Origin of the sequence: Allobosea rubneri (assembly GCF_032464875.1) — a bacterium.
Taxonomy (GTDB): Bacteria; Pseudomonadota; Alphaproteobacteria; order Rhizobiales; family Beijerinckiaceae; genus Allobosea; species Allobosea rubneri.
On sequence record NZ_JAWDID010000003.1, the window covers coordinates 1 to 23,500 of the forward strand.

The 23,500-nt window shown below is 67.3% G+C and carries 26 protein-coding genes; 15 read left to right on the top strand and 11 right to left on the bottom strand.

Annotated features, from left to right (window positions below):
• Nucleotides 1–218 (bottom strand): hypothetical protein (locus RKE40_RS02795; RefSeq protein WP_390893196.1); only part of this gene is annotated, 218 nt, incomplete at its 3' end.
• Nucleotides 219–361: 143 nt separating this feature from the next.
• On the opposite strand from RKE40_RS02795, the gene dapF reads away from it, so the two are divergent.
• From dapF to RKE40_RS02810, 3 genes are all read left to right on the top strand, one after another.
• On the top strand, nucleotides 362–1,243 hold the full coding sequence (dapF, locus tag RKE40_RS02800; protein WP_316016728.1) for a diaminopimelate epimerase: 882 nt from the start codon (nucleotides 362–364) through the stop codon (nucleotides 1,241–1,243).
• A gap of 1 nt (nucleotide 1,244) precedes the next feature.
• Entirely contained in the window at nucleotides 1,245–2,519 is a 1,275-nt protein-coding gene (gene mtaB / locus RKE40_RS02805; RefSeq protein WP_316016729.1) for a tRNA (N(6)-L-threonylcarbamoyladenosine(37)-C(2))-methylthiotransferase MtaB, read from the top strand.
• Nucleotides 2,520–2,602: 83 nt separating this feature from the next.
• A complete protein-coding gene (locus tag RKE40_RS02810) occupies nucleotides 2,603–3,175 on the top strand; it encodes a hypothetical protein (RefSeq protein ID WP_316016730.1) in 573 nt (190 codons plus the stop codon).
• A 28-nt stretch (nucleotides 3,176–3,203) separates the two neighbouring features.
• Here RKE40_RS02810 and RKE40_RS02815 read toward each other — a convergent pair whose 3' ends face one another.
• From RKE40_RS02815 to RKE40_RS02830, 4 genes are all read right to left on the bottom strand, one after another.
• Nucleotides 3,204–4,928 carry an AMP-binding protein gene (locus tag RKE40_RS02815; RefSeq protein ID WP_316016942.1) on the bottom strand — a complete coding sequence of 575 codons (1,725 nt, stop codon included), beginning with the start codon at nucleotides 4,926–4,928 and terminating at the stop codon, nucleotides 3,204–3,206.
• A 211-nt stretch (nucleotides 4,929–5,139) separates the two neighbouring features.
• The gene (locus RKE40_RS02820; protein ID WP_316016731.1) at nucleotides 5,140–7,218 is read right to left on the bottom strand and encodes an elongation factor G; all 2,079 of its coding nucleotides are present in this window, start codon (nucleotides 7,216–7,218) and stop codon (nucleotides 5,140–5,142) included.
• Nucleotides 7,219–7,603: 385 nt separating this feature from the next.
• Nucleotides 7,604–8,392 carry an SDR family NAD(P)-dependent oxidoreductase gene (locus RKE40_RS02825; RefSeq protein ID WP_316016732.1) on the bottom strand — a complete coding sequence of 263 codons (789 nt, stop codon included), beginning with the start codon at nucleotides 8,390–8,392 and terminating at the stop codon, nucleotides 7,604–7,606.
• Nucleotides 8,393–8,498: 106 nt separating this feature from the next.
• Nucleotides 8,499–9,239, bottom strand: coding sequence for a sulfite exporter TauE/SafE family protein (locus RKE40_RS02830; RefSeq protein WP_316016733.1), 741 nt, complete (start codon nucleotides 9,237–9,239; stop codon nucleotides 8,499–8,501).
• 214 nt (nucleotides 9,240–9,453) lie between these two features.
• On the opposite strand from RKE40_RS02830, the gene rplS reads away from it, so the two are divergent.
• Together rplS and RKE40_RS02840 are read left to right on the top strand one after the other, a co-directional pair.
• Nucleotides 9,454–9,849, top strand: coding sequence for a 50S ribosomal protein L19 (gene rplS / locus RKE40_RS02835; RefSeq protein WP_316016734.1), 396 nt, complete (start codon nucleotides 9,454–9,456; stop codon nucleotides 9,847–9,849).
• 148 nt (nucleotides 9,850–9,997) lie between these two features.
• Entirely contained in the window at nucleotides 9,998–11,524 is a 1,527-nt protein-coding gene (locus RKE40_RS02840; protein ID WP_316016735.1) for a hypothetical protein, read from the top strand.
• Between the two features lie 12 nt (nucleotides 11,525–11,536).
• Here RKE40_RS02840 and RKE40_RS02845 read toward each other — a convergent pair whose 3' ends face one another.
• From RKE40_RS02845 to RKE40_RS02855, 3 genes are all read right to left on the bottom strand, one after another.
• Nucleotides 11,537–11,788, bottom strand: a complete 252-nt coding sequence (locus RKE40_RS02845; RefSeq protein ID WP_316016736.1) for an acyl carrier protein — start codon at nucleotides 11,786–11,788, stop codon at nucleotides 11,537–11,539.
• 11 nt (nucleotides 11,789–11,799) lie between these two features.
• Entirely contained in the window at nucleotides 11,800–13,398 is a 1,599-nt protein-coding gene (locus RKE40_RS02850) for an AMP-binding protein (RefSeq protein WP_316016737.1), read from the bottom strand.
• A gap of 119 nt (nucleotides 13,399–13,517) precedes the next feature.
• On the bottom strand, nucleotides 13,518–14,741 hold the full coding sequence (locus RKE40_RS02855; protein ID WP_316016738.1) for an aminotransferase class V-fold PLP-dependent enzyme: 1,224 nt from the start codon (nucleotides 14,739–14,741) through the stop codon (nucleotides 13,518–13,520).
• A 103-nt stretch (nucleotides 14,742–14,844) separates the two neighbouring features.
• Here RKE40_RS02855 and kynA point away from each other — a divergent pair, with 103 nt between their 5' ends.
• Nucleotides 14,845–15,693 carry a tryptophan 2,3-dioxygenase gene (gene kynA / locus RKE40_RS02860; protein WP_316016739.1) on the top strand — a complete coding sequence of 283 codons (849 nt, stop codon included), beginning with the start codon at nucleotides 14,845–14,847 and terminating at the stop codon, nucleotides 15,691–15,693.
• Between the two features lie 144 nt (nucleotides 15,694–15,837).
• Here kynA and RKE40_RS02865 read toward each other — a convergent pair whose 3' ends face one another.
• A complete protein-coding gene (locus RKE40_RS02865; protein WP_316016740.1) occupies nucleotides 15,838–16,236 on the bottom strand; it encodes a hypothetical protein in 399 nt (132 codons plus the stop codon).
• 223 nt (nucleotides 16,237–16,459) lie between these two features.
• Between RKE40_RS02865 and RKE40_RS02870 the strand changes: the two genes are divergently transcribed.
• The 5 genes from RKE40_RS02870 (at nucleotide 16,460) to leuD (ending at nucleotide 19,528) form a co-directional block, all read left to right on the top strand.
• Nucleotides 16,460–16,636, top strand: a complete 177-nt coding sequence (locus RKE40_RS02870; RefSeq protein ID WP_316016741.1) for a hypothetical protein — start codon at nucleotides 16,460–16,462, stop codon at nucleotides 16,634–16,636.
• Between the two features lie 91 nt (nucleotides 16,637–16,727).
• A complete protein-coding gene (gene leuC / locus RKE40_RS02875; RefSeq protein ID WP_316016742.1) occupies nucleotides 16,728–18,146 on the top strand; it encodes a 3-isopropylmalate dehydratase large subunit in 1,419 nt (472 codons plus the stop codon).
• A 27-nt stretch (nucleotides 18,147–18,173) separates the two neighbouring features.
• Nucleotides 18,174–18,419 (top strand): hypothetical protein, encoded by a 246-nt coding sequence (locus RKE40_RS02880; protein WP_291638809.1) that lies wholly within the window; start codon nucleotides 18,174–18,176, stop codon nucleotides 18,417–18,419.
• Nucleotides 18,419–18,877 carry a metallopeptidase family protein gene (locus tag RKE40_RS02885; protein ID WP_291647300.1) on the top strand — a complete coding sequence of 153 codons (459 nt, stop codon included), beginning with the start codon at nucleotides 18,419–18,421 and terminating at the stop codon, nucleotides 18,875–18,877. Before RKE40_RS02880 ends, RKE40_RS02885 begins: the two co-directional genes overlap by 1 nt.
• 48 nt (nucleotides 18,878–18,925) lie before the next feature.
• Nucleotides 18,926–19,528: a 3-isopropylmalate dehydratase small subunit gene (gene leuD, locus RKE40_RS02890; protein WP_316016743.1), complete on the top strand. Its 603-nt coding sequence runs from the start codon at nucleotides 18,926–18,928 to the stop codon at nucleotides 19,526–19,528.
• Nucleotides 19,529–19,667: 139 nt separating this feature from the next.
• Here leuD and RKE40_RS02895 read toward each other — a convergent pair whose 3' ends face one another.
• Nucleotides 19,668–20,456, bottom strand: coding sequence for a DUF4394 domain-containing protein (locus tag RKE40_RS02895; protein ID WP_316016744.1), 789 nt, complete (start codon nucleotides 20,454–20,456; stop codon nucleotides 19,668–19,670).
• Nucleotides 20,457–20,656: 200 nt separating this feature from the next.
• On the opposite strand from RKE40_RS02895, the gene RKE40_RS02900 reads away from it, so the two are divergent.
• The 4 genes from RKE40_RS02900 (at nucleotide 20,657) to RKE40_RS29745 (ending at nucleotide 22,735) form a co-directional block, all read left to right on the top strand.
• Nucleotides 20,657–21,220 (top strand): sigma-70 family RNA polymerase sigma factor, encoded by a 564-nt coding sequence (locus tag RKE40_RS02900; protein ID WP_316016745.1) that lies wholly within the window; start codon nucleotides 20,657–20,659, stop codon nucleotides 21,218–21,220.
• Nucleotides 21,217–21,972 (top strand): anti-sigma factor, encoded by a 756-nt coding sequence (locus RKE40_RS02905; protein ID WP_316016746.1) that lies wholly within the window; start codon nucleotides 21,217–21,219, stop codon nucleotides 21,970–21,972. Before RKE40_RS02900 ends, RKE40_RS02905 begins: the two co-directional genes overlap by 4 nt.
• A gap of 191 nt (nucleotides 21,973–22,163) precedes the next feature.
• On the top strand, nucleotides 22,164–22,481 hold the full coding sequence (locus tag RKE40_RS02910) for a DMT family transporter (protein ID WP_316016747.1): 318 nt from the start codon (nucleotides 22,164–22,166) through the stop codon (nucleotides 22,479–22,481).
• A gap of 74 nt (nucleotides 22,482–22,555) precedes the next feature.
• Nucleotides 22,556–22,735, top strand: a complete 180-nt coding sequence (locus RKE40_RS29745; protein WP_390893200.1) for a hypothetical protein — start codon at nucleotides 22,556–22,558, stop codon at nucleotides 22,733–22,735.
• On the opposite strand, the gene RKE40_RS02915 is transcribed toward RKE40_RS29745, so the two are convergent.
• Nucleotides 22,730–23,500 (bottom strand): transporter substrate-binding domain-containing protein, encoded by a 771-nt coding sequence (locus tag RKE40_RS02915; RefSeq protein WP_390893201.1) that lies wholly within the window; start codon nucleotides 23,498–23,500, stop codon nucleotides 22,730–22,732. The two genes, RKE40_RS29745 and RKE40_RS02915, sit on opposite strands and share 6 nt — an antisense overlap.

Sequence of the window (23,500 nt, forward strand, 5' to 3'; positions counted from 1 at the left end):
GCCTGGGCCTGGCCGGTCGGCGCCTGCCCCGGCAGCGCCTGTGTCGACGGCGCGCTCTGCACGGGCGTCGCCTGACCCGTGGTCGCCTGGCCTGCCGGGGGTGCGAGCGGCGCGCTTTCGACGCTCGCCGGGGGCGCGACCCTGGTCTGGGCCGACGCGGCTACGGGAACCGCAAGGCCGGCCGCCAGGGCGATCATGCACAGGTTGGAGTGTCGCATCCCGATAGTCCCGACCTGACACGACCGAATCGCGTCGTTGCGCCGCAAGCTACGCTGTTCGCATGCGCAGACAAGAGCCTCACAGGGTGGCGTTTTTTCGGCGTCTCAGTCATAGAGCCGCATCATCATGGACATGTGACGATATGAACGCTCTCGCGCATCGCCGGTTCCTCAGAATGAACGGCCTCGGCAACGAGATCACCGTGCTCGACCTGCGCGGCACCAAGTCAGTCGCATCGGAAGCGGAGGCGCGTGCCATCGCCGCCGCGCCGGGCATGCATTTCGACCAGTTGATGGTCCTGCACGATCCCAGGACGCCGGGAACCGACGCCTTCGTCCGCATCTACAACACCGACGGCTCCGAGGCCGGTGCCTGCGGCAACGGCACGCGCTGCGTGGCCTGGGCGATGATGGCCGACCCCGAGATGGGCGATCCGGCGAGAAAGACGCTCACGCTCGAGACCAAGGGCGGCCTGCTGCCAGCCAGGCGCCTCTCCGACCTCGTCTTTACCGTCGACATGGGCAAGCCGCGTCTCGCCTGGGACGAGATCCCGCTCGCCGAGCCCTTCCACGACACCAGCGGCTTCGAATTGCAGATCGGCCCGATCGACGCCCCGGTCCTGCACACGCCGGGCGCCGTCAGCATGGGCAATCCGCACGCCGTCTTCTTCGTCGACGATCCCTATCGCTTCAATCTCGAGCAGATCGGCCCGTTGCTCGAGAACCATCCGATCTTTCCCGACCGTGCCAATATCAGCCTAGCCGCGGTCAAGGCGCCCGACCATATCGTGCTGCGCGTCTGGGAACGCGGCGCCGGCATCACCCGCGCCTGCGGCTCCGGCGCCTGCGCGGCGCTGGTCGCCGCCGTCCGGCGCGAGTTCAGCGACCGCAAGGCCACCGTCAGCCTGCCCGGCGGCGATCTCGTCATCGAATGGCGCGAGAGCGACGGCCATGTCCTGATGACCGGCCCGGTCGAGCTGGAGCGCGAAGGCGTGCTGGAGCCGGCGCTCTTCGCCGCGGCCTGAGATGCCGGTCGAAACCCTCACCTTCGGCTGCCGCCTCAACCTCGTCGAGAGCGAGGCGATGCAGGCGCAGGCCGAGGCGGCGGGCCTGCGCGACATCGCTATTGTCAACAGCTGCGCCGTCACCGCCGAGGCAGTCCGCCAGGCCAGCCAGGCGATCCGCCGGCTCCGGCGCGAACGGCCCGAACGGCCGGTGATCGTCTCAGGCTGCGCGGCGCAGATCGAGCCAGGCCGCTTCGCGACCATGCCCGAAGTCGCTGCGGTGCTCGGCAATGCCGAGAAGCTGGAAGCGAAGAACTGGCGCCGGCTCGCCGCTTCCAACAGCCTGCGCGGCGGTGGCGACCGCCCGGCGGAGGACAAGCTGCAGGTCGGCGACATCATGCTGGCGCGCGGCGCCGCACCTCAACGCACCCGCGCCCTCGCCAATCACACCCGCGGCTTCCTGCAGGTCCAGAACGGCTGCGACCATCGCTGCACCTTCTGCGTCATCCCGCTCGGCCGCGGCAATGCCCGCTCCTCCGCCGTCGAGGACGTGATCGCGCAGGGGCAGGCACTTGTCACCGAAGGCGCCCGCGAGATCGTGCTGACAGGCGTCGATTTGACCAGCTATGGCCGCGAACGGGCTGACGCTCCTTCGCTCGGCAGCCTCGTCCGCGCCCTGCTGGCGGCACTCCCCGACCTGCCCCGCCTGCGCCTCTCCTCGCTCGACGCCGTCGAGATCGACGACGAGCTGCGCGATCTGATCGCCTCCGAGCCGCGACTGATGCCGCATCTCCATCTCTCCCTGCAATCGGGCGACGACCTCATCCTGAAGCGCATGAAACGCCGCCATGGCCGGGCCGATGCCGTGCGCTTCTGCGCGGAGGTGCGGGCCTTGCGGCCGGACATCGTCTTCGGCGCGGACCTGATCGCCGGCTTCCCGACCGAGGACGAGGCGATGTTCTCCCGCACCCTCGCTTTGATCGAGGACTGCGGCCTTTCCTATGTCCACAGCTTCCCGTTCTCGGCCCGACCGGGCACGCCGGCGGCGCGCATGCCGCAGCTTCCCGGCGAGATCGTGCGCGAGCGGGCCCAGCGCCTGCGCGAGGCGGCGCAGTCGGCCCATCAGCGTCACCTCAAGGCCCGGATCGGCCGCAAGCTCGCCATACTGACCGAGCGCGGCGATAGCGGCCGGGCCGAGGATTTCACCCTTGTCCGCTTCGGGCACAGCGTCCCGGCCGGGCAGATCGTCGAGGTCACGCCCCGTTCCTGCGGCGACAAGGCGCTGCTCGCGGCTTGACGCGCCGCCCGCTTCCCCGTCATGCAACGCCGTATAGCGCAGACGTCTCGCCCATGTCGCAATCTGGACCTAAGCCTCACGCCATGATCCATCGCTTCCGCAAGACCGCCCTCCTCGCCGCGCTGCCGCTCGCCTTTGCCTGCACCGCGGCCGGCGCCCAGTCCTATGGCGACCCGGCCACGAACCTGTCCGTCTCGCCGCCGAAGCCTTTCGTCGGCAAGGCCGGCAGGCCGCATCCGCAATTCGACGTGACCATCGACATCGATTCGACCACCGGAACGCCCAAGGCGGCCAACGCCGATGGCCGGCTCTGCACGCTCGGCTTCAAGCCCGCTGCCCAGAACGCCCAGCTCAACCGTGAGATCATCAACGCGCAGATGGCCAAGCCGGAATGGCAGCAGCTCTATCGCGACATGTTCGAGACGATCGGCACTGTCTCCGACCTCAAGCTCTTCGAGCATCAGGGCTTCAACGGCATCGAGCTGGTCGTAACGCCGAAGACCGGCCCCAATGCCGAGAACGTCCGTATGTTCACCTCGACCCTGGAGACGCCGAAGGGACGCACCGCCCTGATCTGCGTCACTGACAAGGCCGGACTCGCCTCCTCGCTGGCGCAGCTCAAGGCGCTGCGGGCGACGATCCACGCGCCGGAATGAGCGGCGCTCAGGGCTGAGGCACCTCGCCTCAGCCTTTCGTCGCGCTGGCTGCGCTCGCGGCGACTTCCTCGCGCAAGGCCCGGCGCAGCACCTTGCCGACATTGGTCTTCGGCAGGGTATCGCGGAAGATGATCTGCCTCGGCACCTTGTAGCCGGTCAGGCTGTCCTTGCAGAAGGCGCGCAGGGCGTCGGCTGTCAGCGCCGGATCCTTCTTCACCACGAATGCCGCGACGGCCTCGCCGGAATGCTCGTCGGGCAGGCCGATCACCGCCGCCTCGAGCACGCCGGGATGGGCAGCGAGCACGTCCTCGACCTCGTTGGGATAGACGTTGAAGCCGGAGACCAGGATCATGTCCTTCATCCGGTCCACGATCTTGACCTGTCCGTCGGGCAGCATGATGCCGATATCGCCCGAGCGGAAGAAACCGTCCGGCGTCATCACCTTGGCGGTCTCGTCCGGCCGCTTCCAGTAGCCCGCCATCACCTGCGGTCCGCGGATGCAGATCTCGCCAGGCTCGCCCAGCGGAGTCTCGTTGCCGTCGGCGTCACGGATCGCAATGTCGGTCGATGGCAGCGGGAAGCCGATCGTGCCGGTAAACTCGTTGATGTCAGGGCGATTGACCGAGGCCATCGGCGAAGTCTCGGACAGCCCGTAGCCCTCGATGATCGGCTTGCCGGTCACCTCACGCCAGCGCTTGGCGACGATCGCCTGGGTCGCCATGCCGCCGGCGACGGAGAAGCGCAGCTCCGAGAAGTCGACCTGGCCGATGTCAGGATGGTTGCCGAGCGCGTTGTAAAGCGTATTCACCCCGGAGAAGAGCGTGAAGCGGCTCGATTTCAGCGTCTTGACGAAGCCGGCTATGTCGCGCGGATTGGCGATCAGCAGCCCCTTAGCGCCGATCCTGAGCATGAACATGCAGCAGCAGGTCAGCGCGAAAATGTGGTAGAGCGGCAGCGCCGTGACCATGACGTGCTGGTAGTCGCTGCGCCCGAGCGGCGGCTCGACCGCCCAGCCCAGCCAGAGCCGCGCCTGCTCGACATTGGCGGCGACATTGCGATGGGTCAGCATCGCGCCCTTGGCGACGCCGGTCGTGCCGCCAGTGTATTGTAGGAAGGCGATGTCGTCGGGCACCACGGTGACCGGCGCCATGGTGGCGGGACCCGCCAGGATAGCCTTGAGCTGGAACGAGCCCGGCAGGGTGAAGGGCTTCACCACCTTCTTGATCTTGCGGGCGACGAAATTGACGATGCTGCCCTTGAAGCCCATCAGGTCGCCGGCCGTCGCGACGACGATGGCGTCGAGCTTCAGGTTCGGCCGCGCCTCCTCGACGACATGGGCGAAGTTCTCGATCACCACCAGCGCGCGGGCGCCTGAATCGGTCAGCTGATGCGTCAGTTCGCGCGCCGTGTAGAGCGGGTTGACGTTGACGACGGTGTAGCCGCCGAGCAGCGCGCCGAAGATGGTTGCCGGATAGGCCAGGATGTTCGGCATCATCAGGGCGATGCGGTCGCCCTTCTGGAAGCCCTGCGCCTGCAGCCAGGCGCAGAAGGCCCGCGCCGCACGGCCGATCTCGGCATAGGTCAGGTTCTTGCCGAAGCTCTCGAAGGCATTGCGCTGCGCGTAGAGCTCGCAGGCCGAGCGGATCAGCTCCGCCAGGGTTCCGGGCGCGGCCGGATCGATCTCTGCAGGTACGGCGGCCGGATAATGGGCCAGCCAGGGCCGCGGGTCCGGAGTGGTGTCCGCGGCGGTCATCGCGTTCATCGTCGTCCTCCCTTAGCGCCTCGCGCCCTGTTGCCGGGCCGTCGAAGCTCGCCGGAGACGATCCGCCTGGACACCTCGCCCGGCGAAAGCCCGTCTCGTCTCATGGCTTGCACTACAGTGCGAAATGCTCGCGGCGGGTGCAAGCACCCGCCGCGCTTCCGCACAAAAAAGTTTACATATGAACCTATCCGTCGCAACCCGGTTATCGTGCCTGGGCCATCGCCTGCGCCGCCACGACGGCGTCCGCCGGCTTGCCGGCGAGTTCGGAGAGATGATCGAAGCGGGCGCTGAACGAGCCGACCCCGGAAGTCGCCGAGCGCAGCTCGACGATCAGCCCGCCCATCTCCGCCTCGGGCACCTGGGCATTGATCTGGTCCCAGCCCCGCCAGCCAGGCCGCGCATCATAGCCGAGGATCTGGCCGCGTCGGGCCGAGACCAGCGCCGAGGCACGCGACATCGCGTCCGAGGGAATCACGATCTCGACCGCGAGAATCGGCTCCAGCAGCACCGGCTTCGCCTGCGGACAGGCCTCGCTCATCGCGATCCGCGCCGCCTGCCGGAAGGCCATGTCCGAGGAATCGACGGTATGATAGGAGCCGTCGGTCAGGGTCACCTCGATGTCGACCAGCGGAAAGCCGAGCGGCCCGCGCTGGCAGAAATCGCGCACGCCCGCCTCGACCGAGGAGATGTACTGGCGTGGCACGACGCCGCCGGTGATCTTGTCGACGAAGCGGATGCCCTCGCCGCGCGGGAGCGGCGCGATCTCCAGCACGACATCGCCGAACTGACCATGGCCGCCGCTCTGCTTGCGGTGCCGGCCGCGGGCGCTCGCCTTGCCGCGAATGCTCTCGCGGTAGCCGATCTCGGTCGCCGCACTCTCGACCGCGACGCCATAGCGGCCGGAGAGCCGCTCCAGCGCGACGCGCAGATGCATCTCGCCCTGCCCCGACAACCGCATCTCGCTGAACTCGGAGAGATGCTGCAGGCTGAGCCCGGTATCCTCCTCGATCAGCCGGGCCAGCGCCGCCGCCAGCCGGACATCGTCCTTGCGCTCCTTCACGGTCACCGCCAGCGCATGCACCGGCTCGGGCGGCACGACCGCGCTGATCGCGTCCGGCCTGACCTTGCCCGCTGCGATCGCATCGCCGGTGCGCACGCCCTCCAGCCGCGAGAACGCCGCGACCTCGCCCTCCTCGGCGACCGGCTGGCGCAACTGCTCTGGCCCCTTCAATTCGAGCACGCCGCCGATCCGCGCCTCGATGCCGGCCGAGGACGTCACCGTGTCGCCCTCGGAGAGCCGGCCGCGCAGCACCCGGGCGAGCGAGAGCTTGCCGCCCTGGCCGGAATGCCAGGTCTTCATCACCAGCCCGAGCGGCGCGCCGCTGTCGACGACGCCGATGCGGCCGCGGGTCGCGTCGAGCCCCGGTGCCTCGTGGCGCAGCGCCTTGAGCAAGCGCGTCACGCCGTTGCCGCGCTCGGCCGCGCCGATCAGCACCGGCACGACGTGCCGCTCCCTGAGTTCGCGGGCGAGATCGTCGAAGATCAGGTCGCGCGGCGGCTCGATATCGCCGAGCAGATCCTCCATCAGGGTATCGTCGTAGTCGGCGAGCTTCTCGAGCATCGAGAAGCGGGCGTCGCGCTCGCGCTCGACCTCCTCGGCGGCAAGCGGCACCACCTCGCTCGGCGCATGCTCGCGATAGACGAAGGCGCGTTCCAGAGCGAGGTCGATGAAGCCGACCGCGATGCCGTTGCGCCAGATCGGGATCTGCCGGAGCAGTAGCGGCGTGCGCGAGGCGCGCTGCAGCAGCGCGAGCGTCTCGCGCACCCGGCGCGTCGCCGTGTCGATCTTGTTGAGGAAGAGGAAGCGCGGAATGTCGGCTTCCTCGAGCTCGCGCAGCACCAGTTCCAGCGCGGGAGCCTTGCGGTCATCGGCCTCGCAGACCACGACCGCGGCATCGACCGCCGTCAGGACATGGCGCATCTCGTGCAGGAATTCGACCGAGCCGGGACAGTCGATGAAGGTGAAGCGCTCGCCGAGAAAGCTGACGGTGGCGACATTCGGCTCGGTGCTCATCTGATGGGCGCGGGCCTCGGCCGAGGCGTCGCCGACACTGTTGCGTGTCTTGACCGATCCGGCGCGCGAAACGGCGCCGCAGCGCTCCAATATGCTCTCGAACAGGCTTGTCTTGCCGCTCTGGAAGGGACCGACGATGGCGACGCATCGTGGCCCCTTGCCTCTGACGCCGGACGGGCTTCCTCCATTGGCGGAAATCGCAGCCATATCGTCCTCCTTCGGTTCTGGCCGCATGGGGACGCCAAGGCTGCGGGCCTCGCTCCCGGCGGCGGAAGACCGGCGGGAACGGAAAGCGCCCACGCCGGTGAGGCGGCGGTCGCTCGGGCCCGACAGGGTCGGGCGGCCGTCGAAGAGGGATGTCGGGAGAAAGGTTCGCGCCGAATGCGGGCCGGTGCAAGGGGAATGTTGTCGCGCTTTTTGACCTGCCGACCCCCTGCCGGACTTTTCTCTCGCCGATCAGCGCGCGCGTCGTCCCGGGCGACCGAAGGCAGATCCGGGACCCATGCCTGAGCACCATCGATGAAGGCTCAGGCATGGGTCCCGGATCTGCGCAGCTTCGCTGCTTGTCCGGAACGACCCCGCTTATTTACGCTCAGCGATTGCGGCGCTGGCCGCGCAGGGTCGGCAGGCCGATGCCGACCGCGTCGAAGCCGCCATCCACGGCGAGCACCTGGCCGGTGATGTAGCTCGCCTTGTCGCTGCACAGGAAGAAGATCGCCTCGGCGAGTTCCTCCTCCAGCCCGTAGCGGGCGAGCGGGATCGCATCGTGATAGTCGGCGCGGATCTCCGGCGAGTGCACCGCCTTGGCCATGGCGGTCTCGACCGGACCGGGAGCGACCGCATTGACCCGAATGCCGAGTCCGGCGAGCTCGGCCGCTTGCTGCTTGGTGAGATGGGCGAGCGCCGCCTTGCTGGTGCCGTAGGCAACGCGCAGCGTCGATGCCCGCAGGCCCGAGATCGAGGTGATGTTGACGACGGCGCCACCGCCATTGTCGGCCATCGCCGGAGCGGCTGCCTGGGTCGTCAGGAACGGCCCGGTCAGGTTGACGTCGAGCACGCGCTGCCATTCCTGATGCGTGGTCTCGAGCAGCGGCTTGAAGACCGCCGTCCCGGCATTGTTGACGAGCGCGTCGAGCCGCCCGAAGCGCTCGACCGCCTCATCGACCGCGGCAGCCACGCCGACGGGGTCGGCAACGTCGCAGACCAGCGACAGCGTCACCGTCGGCGCATCGAGTTCCGCCATCGCCTCGCCAAGGCCGTGCGCGTCGATGTCGAGCAGCGCGACGCGCCAGTTGTCGGCGAGGAATCGCTTGACCGTCGCCAGCCCGATGCCGCGCGCGGCGCCGGTGACGAGAACGGTCCTGATCGAGCTTTCCGACATTGCGCATGACTCCCGGCGACTTGCTGTCGCCTTCCATACAGCCCCCGCCCGCCGGTCGGAAGCGCGCTTGCCGGCAGGCCCCGCTGCGATCAACGCCGCGCCACGATCAGCGGAATGCGGCGGCGATCAGGAACAGGCCGGAGAACAGCATCATGCCGTCGAGCAGGAGCTGGAAGGTCGCCCGGTCCATGCGCATCACCAGCGCCTTGCCGGCGAAAGTGCCGACCATCAGCGACGCGCCGACGATCAGGCCCTTGGCCAGGATGGCAAGCGGCATCGCGCCCAGCGAGCGGAAGGTCGCGACCTTGGTGATGTAGATGAACAGCGAAGTCGCGGCCTCGGTCGAGAGCAGCGCGCCCTTTGTCAGCCCATAGGCCATGAAGGCGGGAATGCTGAGCGGCCCGGTCGAGAGCACGAGCCCGGTCAGGAAGCCGATCGCGGCTCCCGCCAGTCCGAGCTGCCAGAGCGAAAGCCTGATCCGCTTCGCCTCCAGCCAGCGCCGGCCGGGGATCATCGCGAGGAAGAACAGGCCGAGCCCGACATCGATCAGCGCCGGCGGCAGGCGCAGCAGCGTGCTCGCGCCCAGCATCGCAGCCGGGATGCCAGGCAGGCCGTAGGCCAGGAAGGCACGCCAGTCGACCTCGCGCCACCAGGCCAGCACGCGCGCGAGATTCGCCATCACCGCGGCGACCGCCATGATCGGCACCGCCTGCTTCGGCCCGAAGGACCAGACCAGCACGGGCAGGAGCATGATCGAAGAGCCGGTTCCGACCACCCCGCCGACGACGCCGGCCGCCAGCCCGACGAGCAGGGTGAACAGGGAGGCAAAGGTCAGGATATCCGCCACCGCGCCTTGCCCTCGTCGCCGCCTCGCCGATGGCTCACCGCAGCCGATTCTGCTATTGACGCGCAAGCCCCGCGATACGCCTCGGCGATTTCGGCCGCGACGTCGGCACCGTCTCGACAAACCTGTCGCGCTGCTGTATGGCCCGGCTCTCAACTGAAAACAGCGCGCCGTAACGCCCGCGTGAACACACGCGACAACGGCCATGGAGAGAACCATGAACATCATCGAGCAGATCGACCAGGAGCAGATCGCCAAGCTCGCCGAAGGCAAGGAAATCCCGCATTTCCAGCCCGGCGACACCGTGCAGGTCAACGTCAAGGTCAAGGAAGGCGAGCGCAGCCGCGTTCAGGCCTATGAAGGCGTCTGCATCGCCCGCAATGGCGGCGGCCTCAACGAGAGCTTCACCGTCCGCAAGATTTCCTATGGCGAGGGCGTCGAGCGCGTCTTCCCGCTTTATTCGCCGAACCTCGACTCCATCAAGGTCGTCCGCAAGGGCAAGGTTCGCCGCGCCAAGCTGTATTACCTGCGCGATCGTCGCGGCAAGTCGGCCCGCATCGCCGAGCGCGTCGAGGCCAAGCCGGCCAAGAACGGCAAGAACGGCGCGAAGTAAGAACGGCGGCAAGCAAGCGCTGCCACCAGCAAGTTTTCCGGAACGCGGCCTCTCGGGGCCGCGTTTTGCGTTTTGCAGCCGCCGAGCAACGGAAATTTGAGGAAAGCCGTCTAAACGCCGCACAGGTCTGGAGCGGGCGGGACGGCTGGTGCAGGACACGGCAAGACATGGCGATGGCGCATCGGACGGGCAACCGCGATGTGCCCCCTTTTCGGCCGCACGCCTGAAGCTCGCGCAGCCGGCCTGGCATAGGGCCTGGCTCGGCCTCGACCGAAACGAAGCCGCGCTCGCCTTCGTCGCAACCCCGATCGGCATGATCCTGCTGCATGCGGCGTTCTTCGCTGCGCTCGCGCTTAGCTTCCAGATCTCGCTCTCTGCCGTGGCGCTGGTGGGTCTCACCCTGCTCGGCTGCGCCCTGTTCCCGGCTCGCCGCCTCCTCGTCATGGCCGCTTCCGGGCTGCTCTACATTGTGCTCCGGCCGTTCCGGAGCCAGCAGCAGCAGGACTTCGCGGAGAAGCTGCGCGAGGCTACGCCGGAACTAGTCGAGCTGCCGCATCTCGCCTGGCAGGCGCCGATCGCCATGGGCTTCCTGCTGTTCTGCGGCCTCGCCTTGCGGTTGCAGCGGCGCTATCGCGCCAGCCTGCTCGCCCGCCGGCCGGTCCTGACCCAGTTCGCGGTCCTCGCCGCCTGCATCGCCGCGACCGGCCTGCTCGAGCCTGAGACGCCGGCCTATGCGACGCTCTGGACCTTCATCGTCATCTACGCGGCTTCGTTCTTCTTCCTGTCCTATGCCTTCGTCGACCAGCGCGGCCGGATCGAACGCCCCCTGCCGTTCTATCTCGGCTTCATGCGCCCGTTCTGGGGTGGGCCATCGATTCCGTTCAAGACGCTGACCTATCTCGCGACCTTCGAGGCGAAGACCAAAGCGGAGCTCGCCGCAACCCGGCTGCGGGCACTGAAGCTCGCCGTCTGGGCCTCAATCCTCGCCGGGCTGCACACGCTGCTCTCCGCCACCTTCTACGATGTCGCCGACTGGCCGACGCTGAACGAGGCGCTGACGATGACGGCGCAGGGCGAGCCGCCGGCCGCGACGGCCGGCTGGCTGATCGTCGCCAAGAACTTCATCCTGACGGTGCTGGCGACCGCCGCCTTCGCCCATGTCTTCGTCGCGATCGTCCGCATGGCCGGCTACGGCATCCCCCGCAACACGGCGCGGCCGCTGAGCGCCCGCAGCATCGCCGAGTTCTGGAACCGATACCTCTTCTATTTCAAAGAGTTGTTGCTGGATTTCTTCTTCTATCCGGCCTTTGCGCGCTGGTTCAAGGCGCACCCGCGCCTGCGCATCGCCTTCGCTACCTTCTGCGCGGCCTTCGTCGGCAACCTGCTCTTCACGGTGATCTCGCAGGTCCATCTCGTGGCCGAGCATGGGTTTCTCGGCGCCATCATGCGCTTCGAAAGCTATGTCTTCTACGCGGCCCTGCTGACCCTGGCGCTGATCCTCTCGCAGCTGCGCAAGCGCAAGCCAAAACCGGAGGACGGCTTCTGGCGCTACGAGGTCACGCCGCGGCTCGTCGTCATCAGCTTCTTCGCAGTGGTGCAGATCTTCGCCGATGAGAGCGGCCATCTCGGGCTGGCGGAGCGGACCGACTTCCTGCTCCATCTCTTCGGCATCTGAGCGCTGCCGGCGTCAGGCGTGCTCGCCGATCAGGGCCTCGATCTGCGCCAGCGTGTCGAGCTGGGTGATGTCGAAATCCGCATCCGCGAGATCGATACCGATCTCGCGCTCGAGCAGCATCAGTACTTCCGTCGCCGCCATCGAATCGAGCTTGCCGCTGAAGAACAGCGAATCATGGTCGGAGATGGTGCCGCGATGGCCGCGCTCGGCCAGCATAGCGAGCACGGTCTCCCTGACGATGGCGACAGCCGAAACCTTGGTCACATATCTCTCCTTCAGGCGACGGTTTCAGGCGCCGTCGCGGCTTCGGCCATGCGGCCACTTTCCAGCAACGCCACCAGCGCCCGCCGGTCGACCTTGCCGTTGACGTTCTGCGGTAGCGCTTCGAGCGGGTGGACCGCACCCGGCACCATGTAGCGCGGCAGGCTCTCCAGCATCGCCTCGCGGATCGCCTCCGGCTCGCGCTCACTGCCGGCGACGAAGCTGACCAGCCCTTCGGCGGAACCATAGGCGACCGGCCAGGCGACGGTGGCAACGAGCTCGCTGCCGGCGGCGCGGCGCAGATGCATGTCGACCTCCTCGAGCTCGATCCGGTTGCCCTTGACCTTCACCTGGTTGTCGACACGTCCGAGATGATGGAAGACGCCGTCAGCATCGCAGCTGCCGAGATCGCCGGTCAGGTACCAGCGCCGCCCGTCGAGCAGGCGGAAGCGGTCGGCGGTCAGCTCGGGCTGGCCGAAATAGCCGAGCCCGACCTGCGGCCCGCAGAGCGCGATCTCGCCCGGCATGCCCGGCGCAACCGGCTGCTGCTTTTCGTCGAGGATCGCCACCGCCATGGTCGGATAGGGCTCGCCGATCGCGAGGATGCCGCGCGAAGGCGTCACCACCGGCGGCTCGGTCAGCGTCTGCCGCATGCAGACCACCGTGCATTCGGTCGGCCCATAGATGTTCTCGACGCGGCCGTTCGGCGCCGCCGCCGCCCAGGCCTGCGCCGCCTCCACCGGCAGCGGCTCGCCGCAGAAGATCGACATGCGCAGGCTGGGAAACACGCCGGGCTTGAGGGCGCCGCTCTTGCGCATCAGGCCGATCACGGTCGGCACCGACATCCAGACGGTCAGTTCATGGCTGCGAATGAAGCGGGCCGGCGCCATCAGCTCCAGCTGCGACATGACATGCAGCGAAGCGCCGGCTTCGACGCAGAGGAAGAGATTATGGACCGTCAGGTCGAAGGTGACGTCACAGGCCTCGCCGATCCGGTCATCCGCGGTGTAGCGCGTCCAGAACCGGCTCTGGGCGATGTAATGGTCGAGCGAGCCGGCCGAGATCATCACGCCTTTCGGCATGCCGGTCGTGCCCGAGGTGAAGATGATGTAGCCGACCGCATCGGCCCGCACCTGCGCAGGCCCCGGCAGTGGCGCCGTGTCGAGCGCGGTCCGCTCGATCACCGCCTGGCCCGGCCGCGCCGCCTCCTTCGCCAGCCCGGCCGGCAGCACGACGAGATCCGGAGCCGCTTCCAGCACCGCCGGCGTCAGCAGCGCCGCGCCATTCTCGTCGACGACGAGGGCATCGAGCTCCAGCGCCTGCAACAGGGCGACCAGCCGCTCCTCGGGCCATTTCAGGTTGAGCGGCACATAGGCGGCGCCGGCCCAGCAGGCGGCCAGGATGCCGACATAGGCCTCGAGACTGCGTGTCGCCAGGATGCCGACCCGGCGCGACCGCAGGCGGGGCACCAGCGCGCCGGCGAGATGCGCGACCTCCTGCCCTAGCTGTCCATAGGTATATTCGCGCCCGGCGACCGCGAGCATGACGCTCTCAGGGGAAAAAACCGTCTGCCGCGCGAAAGGCAAGGCGAGGTTGAAGTCTTGTTCCGGCACGATGCCTCCCGATGCGCGCGGTGAGCGCCATAGCATAGGGCGGACACGTGTTGCGAGCGTTAACGAGACGCTCACAAACGCAACCGTTGAAAACTCGTCGCGGTTTCCGGCGATTTTCTCTAGGGAAGGCGCGCAAGCCGCCCTAGCAGCATCTCTACGTCAGCCGCATTCTGGTAGAGCCCGAAGCCAAGGCGCAGCCGGTCTCCGCGCAGGTCGACGGTGACGCCGGCCTGCCTTAGCTTCTCATGCCAGAGGGCCGCGTCGGCATGGCGGAAGGTCAGGAAATTGCCGCGTGCCGGCTCGCTCAGCGGCACGACCAGGTTTTCCGGCGTGAGCACGCCGCAAGGCCTCCGCGCCAGCCCGTCGGCAACGATCGCCTGCAGGGCCAGCGCATGGCCATGGATCCTGCCGGCGTCGAGTTCATGGCCGTCGAGCCAGTCGAGAACCGCGCCCATCCGATAGAGGCCTGAAGGATCGAAGGTCGCGCCCATGAAGCGCCAGCCATTCTCGGCATAGCCGACCTCGCCCTGCGGGCCGGCCAGCGCACCGAAGGAAGCATACCAGCCCGTGTCGCGCGGCCGCATGCCGAAACCCGGCGGGCAGTGCATGAAGCACGCGCCCTCGCCCGACATCGCGTATTTGTAGCCGCCGGCGATGTAGAAGGCCTTGTCGGCAACGGCGGAGAGATCGGTCGGCCGCGCCAGGAAGCCGTGATAGCCGTCGATGACGACGAGGCGGCCGGGCGCCGAGATGCCCTCGACCAGCGCCTCCAGATCCGTCAGCGCGAAGCCGGAATTGAAATGGACCTGGCTGACGAACACCATGTCGATGCCGGCATCGGCTCTTGCCGCTGCGACCAGCCGCTCGGGCAAGGTCGCAAAGGGCTCGGCCGGCACCGAGACGAGCTCGACCAGCCCGTCTTCGGCGAGCCGCTCCACCTGCCGACGGAAGGAATGGAACTCGGCATCGCTGGTCAGGATGCGGGCCTTGCGCTCGCGCGGCAGGCAGGAGAGCAGCCGGTTGACGAACTCGTGGGTATTGTTCGCCGGCACAAGCCCGTCGATGCCCGGCAGGTTCAGGTGCTTTGCGATGCCCTGCGCGACGCGCTGCCAGGCCGGGCCGAGCACCGCTTCCCATTTGCCGTCGACCAGCCTTGCCGCATCGTCCCAGCAGCGCAATTGCGCTGCGCGCGTCGCGTCCGGCCAGAAATGATGGCTGTGCGCCGCGAAATGCAGCCGCTCCGGCCAGTTCTGGCGAAAGCGCGAGAACTCCGCCGACAGGTCGAAGGGCGGCGCACCGATCTCCGTCTTCGCTCCCACGGCAATCTCACCGGAAACCGTCATCGCAACCTCGCCGCAGCTTGTTCGCCCGCCGAAATACTTTAAACTTAAAATATCCGGTAGCCACCTTGCGTCAAGGCGCCGGACCGCAGGCAAGGAGGCCGTGATGGCAGGCAATACAGGCAGCACGGGCAGCCGGATCGAACCCGGCATGACGACCGATTTCAAGGACCGCATGGACTACGGCTCCTATCTCGGCCTCGACCTCCTGCTCGCAGCGCAGAAGCCGCTGAGCGACGCCCCCGACGAACTGCTCTTCATCACCATCCACCAGGTCCAGGAACTCTGGCTCAAGCTCGCGACCCATGAACTCGACGGCGCCATTGCCGCGCTCCGCAATGACGAATTGCAGCCGGCCTTCAAGTCGCTGGCGCGGGTCTCGCGCATCCAGGCACAGCTGATCAGCGCCTGGGACGTGCTCTCGACCATGACGCCGGCCGACTATCTCGCCTTTCGCGACGCGCTCGGCCAATCCTCGGGCTTCCAGTCCTACCAGTACCGCGCCCTCGAATTCCGCCTCGGCGCCAAGGATCCGCGCATGCTGGCGATGCACCAGCATCACAAAGCGCATCACGCCCATCTCGAAGCGCTGCTGGCGGCACCGAGCCTCTATGACGAGGCCTTGCGGCTGCTCGCGCGGCACGGCCTGCCCATTCCGGCCGAATGCCTGGAGCGCGACTGGCGCCAGCCGCATGTCTCTAACCCGGCAGTCCGAGCGGCCTGGCTCACGGTCTACCGCGACACCCACCGCTATTTCGACCTCTACGAGCTCGCCGAGGAACTCGTCGATGTCGAGGACCAGTTCCAGCAATGGCGCTTCCGCCACATGAAGACGGTCGAGCGCATCATTGGCTTCAAGCCGGGCACCGGCGGCTCGAGCGGCGTGAAATTCCTGAGGACGGCGCTGGAACGCTCCTTCTTTCCCGAGCTCTGGGAGCTGCGCAGCGAGCTTTAGAAGCCTCTTCAGCCCTCATCCTGAGGAGGCCGCGCAGCGGCCGTCTCGAAGGATGCTTCAGGAAGCTCCGGCATTTCCTGGATCATCCTTCGAGACGCGCCTACCGGCGCTCCTCAGGATGAGGGCCGGTGGGCCAGCGGGACCCTACTCCTGATTGCCGAAGGTCATGTCGCGCCGTGCCGTCAGGATGCTGATCGAATAGCCGGCGACGACGTCGACCAGCGACATCAGCGTGATGATCAGGAAAGTGCCGGTGCCGAAGCCCGGCACGAACAGGAAGATCAGCCCGCAGGCGATGAACAGTACCAGCGAGAGGCCGTGATTGAAGATCGAGCTCGACTTGGCGCTGGTCGCGTTCATGATCTCGAAGAACAGCACGACCGTCGAGATCGCGAGCAGGAGTTCGCTCATCGTCAGGGTGAAGACCGAACCGGAAGGCAGCCGCAGATTAAGCAGCTCCTGCGAAAGCGGCACACCCATGGCGGCGACCGCGACGCCATAGGCGACGACCGCCAGCAGCATGAAGGGAAAGAACCGCGCCATCTCGTCATCCTGCCATTTCCGACCCGTAGCCTGTCGCTGCGGAACACCGCGGAGCCGATAAACCATGTTCGCCCGCATGAGGAAGCAGTTTTCGGGCGTGAACGAGGCAAGCCGGGGCGATCGCATCCGGTACGCTCGCTTCAAGCCAGTGCGCGGCTGCCGCAAGGGCGCTCTGCGAGCGCTTCGCGTTGCCGCCGCAGATTGGAACTGATAGAACCACGCCATGAACAAGAAGCCGCACATTCAGGACGGTTGCCGGCGCGTGATGCGCCGCACGCTGAATCCGCGCCGCTTCCCGACGACGCAGGGCTTTGCCGCGTTGCATGATCACGCCCGCCTGCCCTGGCGCTTCTTCGGCCGCTTCACCGCTTCGCTCGCAGCCGGCCTTAGCCGGGCCTGAGACCGGCCGTCCGGCCGGCGACAGGCCCTCTGCACGCGCCTCGGCCCGCCCGGCCGCTTAATTCGATTTCCATACCGAAGGCACGAAGCCAATGACTGCGACCAAAGCCCCGACCACGCTTTACGACAAGATTTTCGAGGACCACGTCGTCGACCGCCAGGATGACGGGACCTGCCTGCTCTACATCGACCGGCACCTCGTCCATGAGGTCACCAGCCCGCAGGCCTTCGAGGGCCTGCGTATGACCGGCCGCAAGGTCCACGCTCCCACCAAGACGCTCGCCGTCGTCGACCACAACATCCCGACGACCGACCGCAAGGCCGGCATCGCCGAAGAAGAGAGCCGCATCCAGGTCGAGGCGCTGGCCAAGAACGCGAAGGATTTCGGCGTCGAGTACTTTGACGAGCTCGACGTCCGCCAGGGCATCGTCCACATCGTCGGCCCCGAGCAGGGCTTCACCCTGCCCGGCACGACCATCGTCTGCGGCGACAGCCACACCTCGACGCATGGCGCCTTCGGCGCGCTGGCGCACGGCATCGGCACCTCCGAGGTCGAGCATGTGCTGGCGACCCAGACGCTGATCCAGAAGAAGGCCAAGAACATGCTCGTCCAGGTGGACGGCACCCTGGCCAAGGGCGTCACCGCCAAGGACATCACCCTCGCCATCATCGGCGAGATCGGCACCGCCGGCGGCACCGGCTCGGTGATCGAATATGCCGGCGACGCCATCCGCGCCCTCACCATGGAAGGACGGATGACCGTCTGCAACATGGCGATCGAGGGCGGCGCGCGCGCCGGCATGGTCGCCCCCGACGAGAAGGCCTTCGCCTATCTCAAGGGCCGGCCACGGGCGCCGCAGGGCGCCGCCTGGGACGAGGCCGTGCGCTACTGGGAGACGCTGCGCACCGACGAGGGCGCGCATTTCGACCGCATCGTCAAGCTCGACGCCAACAACCTGCCGCCGATCGTCTCCTGGGGCACCAGCCCCGAGGACGTGATCTCGGTCGCCGGCAACGTGCCCGATCCCGAGCAGATCGCCGACGAAGTCAAGCGCGCCTCGAAGAAGCGGGCGCTCGAATATATGGGCCTGACCGCCGGCACCAAGATGACCGAGATCCCGCTCGACGTGATCTGGATCGGCTCCTGCACCAATGGCCGGATCGAGGATCTGCGCGCCGTCGCCAAGATCGTCGAGGGCAAGAAGATCCATGCGAGCCTGGACTACGCCATGGTGGTGCCGGGCTCGGGCCTGGTGAAGCAGCAGGCCGAGGCCGAAGGCATCGACAAGATCCTGATCGCCGCCGGCTTCGAGTGGCGCGAGCCGGGCTGCTCGATGTGCCTCGGCATGAACCCCGACCAGCTCAAGCCCGGCCAGCGCGCCGCGTCGACCTCGAACCGCAATTTCGAGGGCCGGCAAGGCTATCGCGGCCGCACCCACCTCGTCTCCCCCGCCATGGCGGCGGCGGCGGCGCTGGCCGGCCATTTCGTCGACGTGCGCACGCTGGGCTGAGGCGCGAAGCGGTCGCGGGAGGACGTCATGAGCACCGATCCCCGCGAAGCCGCCCGCGCCGGCGAGGCCAAGGAAGCCCTGGATCGCGTCAAGCGCGAATCCGAGAGCTTCCTCGGTTCGTCCATGGGCCGCGCCGCCGACCACTTCTCCGGCAAGGACGCGCCGGAAGGCGACAAGATCGAGCTCTGGGGCCGTCGTATCGGCCGCGGGCTCTCCCTGATCGCCTTCATCGGCCTGTCCTGGTGGCTCGGATACCAATTGAAGATCTGGTGATGGCAAGCGTTCCCTCGATCAAGGCATCCGCCCCGGCGGAAAGCTCGCAAGGCCTCGACTGGGACGGCGTGCGCGCACCGTCCGGCGCCGAGTTCGAGATCCTTGCGCAGGCGGCGTATGACCGCCTGCCCGAGGATTTCCGCAAGCTCTGCGCCGACCTGATCATCAACGTCACCGAGTTTCCCGAGGACGATGTCCTGAAGGAGCTCGAGGCGGAGAGCCCGTTCGACCTGCTCGGCCTGTTCTCCGGCGTCGGCCTGCCGCAGCAGGGCTATGCGCCGCAGACAGGGCAGATGCCCAACACCATCCATCTCTACCGCCGCCCGATCCTCGATTACTGGGCGGAGCATGACGAGAGCCTGGGGGCGATCGTGACCCATGTCCTGGTGCACGAGATCGGCCACCATTTCGGCTTCGACGACGACGACATGGAAGCGATCGAGCGGGCGGCCGGCTGACCTGCCGCCGCAAGCCGCCTTCCCCACAGCATTCAGGAGACAAAGCCCATGCAGCCCTTCACCACCCTGACCTCGACCCCTGCCCCGCTGAAGGTGATCAATGTCGACACCGACATGATCATCCCCAAGCAGTATCTGAAGACGATCAAGCGCACCGGCCTCGGCACCGCGCTGTTCTCGGAGATGCGCTACAAGGAGGACGGCTCCGAGAACCCGGACTTCGTTCTCAACCAGCCGGCCTATCGCAAGTCGGAGATCCTTGTCGCCGGCGACAATTTCGGCTGCGGCTCGTCGCGCGAACACGCCCCCTGGGCCCTGCTCGACTTCGGCATCCGCTGCGTGATCTCCACCAGCTTCGCCGACATCTTCTACAACAACTGCTTCAAGAACGGCATCCTGCCGATCAAGGTCTCGCAGGAGGACCTCGACAAGCTGTTCGACGACGCCGATCGCGGCTCCAATGCGACGCTGACCATCGATCTTGAGACCCAGACCATCAAGGGCCCCGATGGCGGCACCGTGACCTTCGAGATCGACCCGTTCCGCAAGCACTGCCTGCTCAACGGCCTCGACGATATCGGCCTGACCATGGAAAAGGCGACGAAGATCGACGCCTATGAAGAGAAGCTCAAGGCCCGCGCCTGGGCGTGATCCGGGCATTGGGCCGCCGGGCAGGCTCCCCTTGAGAAAGGGCCGCCGTCTTTCGCGAGGCGGCGGCCCTTTCCGCTTCTGCCCCCCAGAGCCCGTTCCGATCAAATGGATTCAATCTGATCGGATCCGGCCCTAGCGCTCACATCGCCGGCAGCGCTGCAATATCGCGCACCGTGCCGTCGAGGCCGCTGACCTTGCCCACCATCGCCGCCTTGCCCGTCGAAAGATCGACCTTGTGCAGGGCGCCATCGGCCAGCAGCCAACCGGTATTGCTGCCGTCGGAGGCGGTTTCGATGTCAAAGGCGACCGATTTTGCGGCAACGCCGAGCTTGCCGATCGCGCCGAGCACGCCGTCATTCGGCGGTGCCTGCTTGAGCAGTCCGCCGATCTTGCCATCGATGTCGTAGAGCGCCGTCTCCTTGGTCCCCTTGACCGAATTGCTGTAGGCGCCGGCGACCACCATCGGCGCTTCGCCCTTGTGCATGTCGGTCTCGGCGAATTTCAGCTTGCCGTCGACAGTGGTCTTGCCGTCCTCGACATTGACCCGAAGATTGGTGCCGTCCGAGCCGATCACGCGCAGCCGGTCGGCCGCAGGATTGAAGTCGACCGTCGCCATCGCGCTGGCGGCCAGCACCGTGTCCATCTTCGACTTCATCGTCGCCTTGCCGGCCTTGTCGACCGTGTAGATCGTCCCGTCCGTCGCCAGCGCATAGAGCATGCCGTCGGCGGGGCGGACATCGATACCGGCGATCTTGCCGTTGATGCCGGTCACCTTGATCGACTTGCCGGCCTTCTGGGTCGTGGTGTCGATCATCGTCAGCGTGTCGTCGCCGGATAGAGCAGCGAGCATGGCGGCCTGCACCGCCAGCGGCGCGAAGGCCGCTGCGAGAACGGTCGAGGTGAGAAGCAGGGCTCGGGTGTGGCGCATGGTCTTTCCTCCGGTTCGCATCGGGTCTCGATGCCTGGACGAAGCCGCCTGAGCGTGCCCGTCAGGAGGGGTAGCGCCAGCGTGCTCCGGCGGATGCGCCGCAAGAAATAAAAGCCCGGGCTGCATCCGGAGGCCGGATTGCCGTGTAGAATCGCACTGGCGCGCGCCCGACGGTCCGCGCCGCCGACGAGGAGACGAGGATGGCGACGGGCGCCGTGCCAGCGCGCGGGATGGGCGAGATTGAGCAGGCGTTGCTGGCCTGTGCCTCCGGCGACAAATCGGCGTTGCGGCGCATCTACGACGCCGAGTCGGCGCGTATGCTGGGGGTGGCGCAACGTCTGCTGAAGCGCCGCGCTCTGGCGGAGGAAGCCGTGCAGGACGCTTTCGTGCTGATCTGGCGCCACGCCGCCCGCTTCGACCCCGAACGCGGCGCCGGCCTGACCTGGATCTACGCGATCCTGCGCAACCGCTCGCTCTCGATCCTGCGCGACGAAAGGCGGACCGAGACGCGCGACGCCCCGCTCGCCGAGGAAACACCGAGCGAGGAGGACGATCCGGAAACGGTGATGTCAAAGCTCTCGGACGCCAGCGCGCTCCGCGCCTGCCTGGAGACCCTGCCCCCGCAAAAGCGCAGCCTCGTCCTGCTCGCCTTCGTCCAGGGGCTGACTCATGGCGAAATCGCCGACCGCCTGAAAATGCCAATGGGCACGGTGAAATCCTGGATCCGTCGCTCGCTGATCTCGCTCAAGGAGTGCCTCGGATGAGCGCCTCCGCCGAAGCTCCCCTTCCCCCTGCCGAACGCGATGCACTGGCCGGCGAATATGTGCTGGGCCTGATCGAAGGCGCCGAGTTCGCCGCCGCCGAGCGCCGCCAAGCCGACGACCCCGACTTCGCGGGCGCTGTTGAATCCTGGCGCGGCCATCTCGCCGAGGTCGACGCGACGGCGACGCCGATTGCCCCTCCCGCCGATCTCTGGAGCCGGATCGAGGCCGGGATCGCCGGCCTTGTGACAGGCGCCGCGGCGGCACCCATGACCGCCGGTGCGGCTTCGACGCCGCGCAGCCGCTTTGCCGATTGGTGGAACAGCCTGTTCGTCTGGCGTGGTGCCGCCTTCGCCGGAGCGCTCGCGACCCTGCTGCTCGCGATCGGCCTCGTCGGCGCACTCGACCGCGCACGGCGCCAGCCGGTGATGGTCGCGGTGCTGATGACAGATACCAGCATCGCCGCCGCCGTGGTGAACACCTATGCCGATGGCCGCGTCGAGATGCTGCCGCTGCAATCGATCGACGTTCCCGCCGGCAAGGCTCTGGAGATCTGGACGCTCTGGGACCGCTCCGTCGGCCCGCGCTCCGTCGGCCTGATCGACCGCGCCCGCACCACGCCGCTACGTCTCGACAACCTGCCGCTCGGCAAGGACCAGCTCTTCGAGATCACGCTGGAGCCGGCAAGCGGCTCGCCGACCGGCCGTCCGACCGGCCCGATCATCGCCAAGGGGACGACGGCGCAGAGACTGTGAGACAGCCACAGCGCAAGCCCTGGCAGCGGAATGGGCGAAATCAGCCGGAAAGAGGGCCGATTTCTCCGGAACCCGCGGGTTCGGCCTTGAAAATCCGCTACCGCAGTGCAACATAAACAGGCGAGGACGACCTCCCCCATGATGGGCAGATTTGCCGGGACGACCCGGCCTGTCTCCATGGGAGAAGAGAAATGGCCTGGGTCTACCTCCTCGTCGCCGGCGTACTCGAAATCGTCTGGGCGTTTTTCATGAAGCAGTCGGACGGCTTCACCAAGATCACGCCGACGGCCATCACCATCGTCACCATGATCGGCAGTTTCGCCCTGCTTGCGATTGCGATGCGCAGCCTGCCGCTCGGCACCGCCTACACGATCTGGACCGGCATCGGCGCGGTCGGCGCCTTCCTCGTCGGCGTGTTCGTGCTCGGCGAGGCCGCAACCCCGATGCGTCTCGCCGCCGCCGGCCTCATCGTCTCTGGCCTGGTGATGATGAAGATGTCGGCGCACTGACACCGGCCGGCCTGGCCTCGCGGCGTACACGCTAGAGCCACCAGGCAGTCGTTCTGCGAAAGGCGGTGCTCGCCATGAGCGCCGCCTTCGCCTTATTGGTGTGCCCACGCCCGGAGCGGCAGCGCATCCGGGCGATGGTGGTCGTCGCTGATCAGCGGATCGGCGGCGCGAACTGGATGCCGCCCTTCGACCAGAGATTGTTCAGGCCGCGCGGCAGGTTGATGCGGCTGCCGGAGCCGAGATTGCGCTCATAGGATTCGCCGTAATTGCCGACATGGCGGACGATCCTGGCCGCCCAGTCGGCCGTCAGCCCTAGCCCTTCGCCGAGCTTCGTGCCGACGCCGAGCAGGCGCTGGATCTCCGGATTGTCGGATTTCAGCATCTCCCCGACATTGGCGGAGGTCACGCCGAACTCCTCGGCATTGATCATCGCGAAGACGGTCCAGCGCACGATGTCGAACCACTGGTCGTCGCCCTGGCGGACATAGGGGCCGATCGGCTCCTTCGAGATCACCTCCGGGAGCAGGATGGTCGGCGAGGTTCAGCTCGTTCGTGGTGCCCTGCACGGTGCAGATCGAGGCGCCGTCCAGCTCCTTGACCGACTTGATGCCGGCCTTCTTGCGCAGCTGGAAACCCTGGCCGTCATAGTAATTCACCGCCGTGAAATCGAGGCCCTGGCCTGCGTCGCGGCTGAGCGTCCAGGTCGTGGTCCGCGGCAGCACGTCGATCTCGCCGCTCTGCAGCGCGACCAGCCGGTCCTTGCTGGCGAGCGGAATGAAGTTGACCTTGTTCGGATCGTCGAAGATCGCCGCCGCCAAGGCCCGGCAGACATCGACGTCGAGCCCAGACCAGTTGCCCTGCCCGTCGGCGAGGCTGAATCCGGCGATGCCGGTGCTGGTGCCGCAGAGCAACTGGCCGCGCTCCTTGACCTTCGCCAGCGTCGTCTGCGCCAGGGCGCCGCTGCTGATCAGCAGCGAGCCAGCCAGCGCCAGCAGCGCGGTCCTTCCAATCCGGGTCAT

Coding starts and splice junctions, on each gene's coding strand:
- RKE40_RS02880 (WP_291638809.1), top strand. CDS start 18,174: ATGAGCACCGATCCCCGCGAAGCCGCCCGCGCCGGCGAGGCCAAGGAA.
- RKE40_RS02815 (WP_316016942.1), bottom strand. CDS start 4,928: ATGACCGCCGCGGACACCACTCCGGACCCGCGGCCCTGGCTGGCCCAT.
- rplS (WP_316016734.1), top strand. CDS start 9,454: ATGAACATCATCGAGCAGATCGACCAGGAGCAGATCGCCAAGCTCGCC.
- RKE40_RS02885 (WP_291647300.1), top strand. CDS start 18,419: ATGGCAAGCGTTCCCTCGATCAAGGCATCCGCCCCGGCGGAAAGCTCG.
- RKE40_RS02870 (WP_316016741.1), top strand. CDS start 16,460: ATGAACAAGAAGCCGCACATTCAGGACGGTTGCCGGCGCGTGATGCGC.
- RKE40_RS02825 (WP_316016732.1), bottom strand. CDS start 8,392: ATGTCGGAAAGCTCGATCAGGACCGTTCTCGTCACCGGCGCCGCGCGC.
- RKE40_RS02915 (WP_390893201.1), bottom strand. CDS start 23,500: ATGACCCGGATTGGAAGGACCGCGCTGCTGGCGCTGGCTGGCTCGCTG.
- RKE40_RS02905 (WP_316016746.1), top strand. CDS start 21,217: ATGAGCGCCTCCGCCGAAGCTCCCCTTCCCCCTGCCGAACGCGATGCA.
- RKE40_RS02865 (WP_316016740.1), bottom strand. CDS start 16,236: ATGGCGCGGTTCTTTCCCTTCATGCTGCTGGCGGTCGTCGCCTATGGC.
- RKE40_RS02855 (WP_316016738.1), bottom strand. CDS start 14,741: ATGACGGTTTCCGGTGAGATTGCCGTGGGAGCGAAGACGGAGATCGGT.
- leuC (WP_316016742.1), top strand. CDS start 16,728: ATGACTGCGACCAAAGCCCCGACCACGCTTTACGACAAGATTTTCGAG.
- RKE40_RS02820 (WP_316016731.1), bottom strand. CDS start 7,218: ATGGCTGCGATTTCCGCCAATGGAGGAAGCCCGTCCGGCGTCAGAGGC.
- RKE40_RS02895 (WP_316016744.1), bottom strand. CDS start 20,456: ATGCGCCACACCCGAGCCCTGCTTCTCACCTCGACCGTTCTCGCAGCG.
- RKE40_RS29745 (WP_390893200.1), top strand. CDS start 22,556: ATGAGCGCCGCCTTCGCCTTATTGGTGTGCCCACGCCCGGAGCGGCAG.
- mtaB (WP_316016729.1), top strand. CDS start 1,245: ATGCCGGTCGAAACCCTCACCTTCGGCTGCCGCCTCAACCTCGTCGAG.
- dapF (WP_316016728.1), top strand. CDS start 362: ATGAACGCTCTCGCGCATCGCCGGTTCCTCAGAATGAACGGCCTCGGC.
- leuD (WP_316016743.1), top strand. CDS start 18,926: ATGCAGCCCTTCACCACCCTGACCTCGACCCCTGCCCCGCTGAAGGTG.
- RKE40_RS02810 (WP_316016730.1), top strand. CDS start 2,603: ATGATCCATCGCTTCCGCAAGACCGCCCTCCTCGCCGCGCTGCCGCTC.
- RKE40_RS02900 (WP_316016745.1), top strand. CDS start 20,657: ATGGCGACGGGCGCCGTGCCAGCGCGCGGGATGGGCGAGATTGAGCAG.
- kynA (WP_316016739.1), top strand. CDS start 14,845: ATGGCAGGCAATACAGGCAGCACGGGCAGCCGGATCGAACCCGGCATG.
- RKE40_RS02910 (WP_316016747.1), top strand. CDS start 22,164: ATGGCCTGGGTCTACCTCCTCGTCGCCGGCGTACTCGAAATCGTCTGG.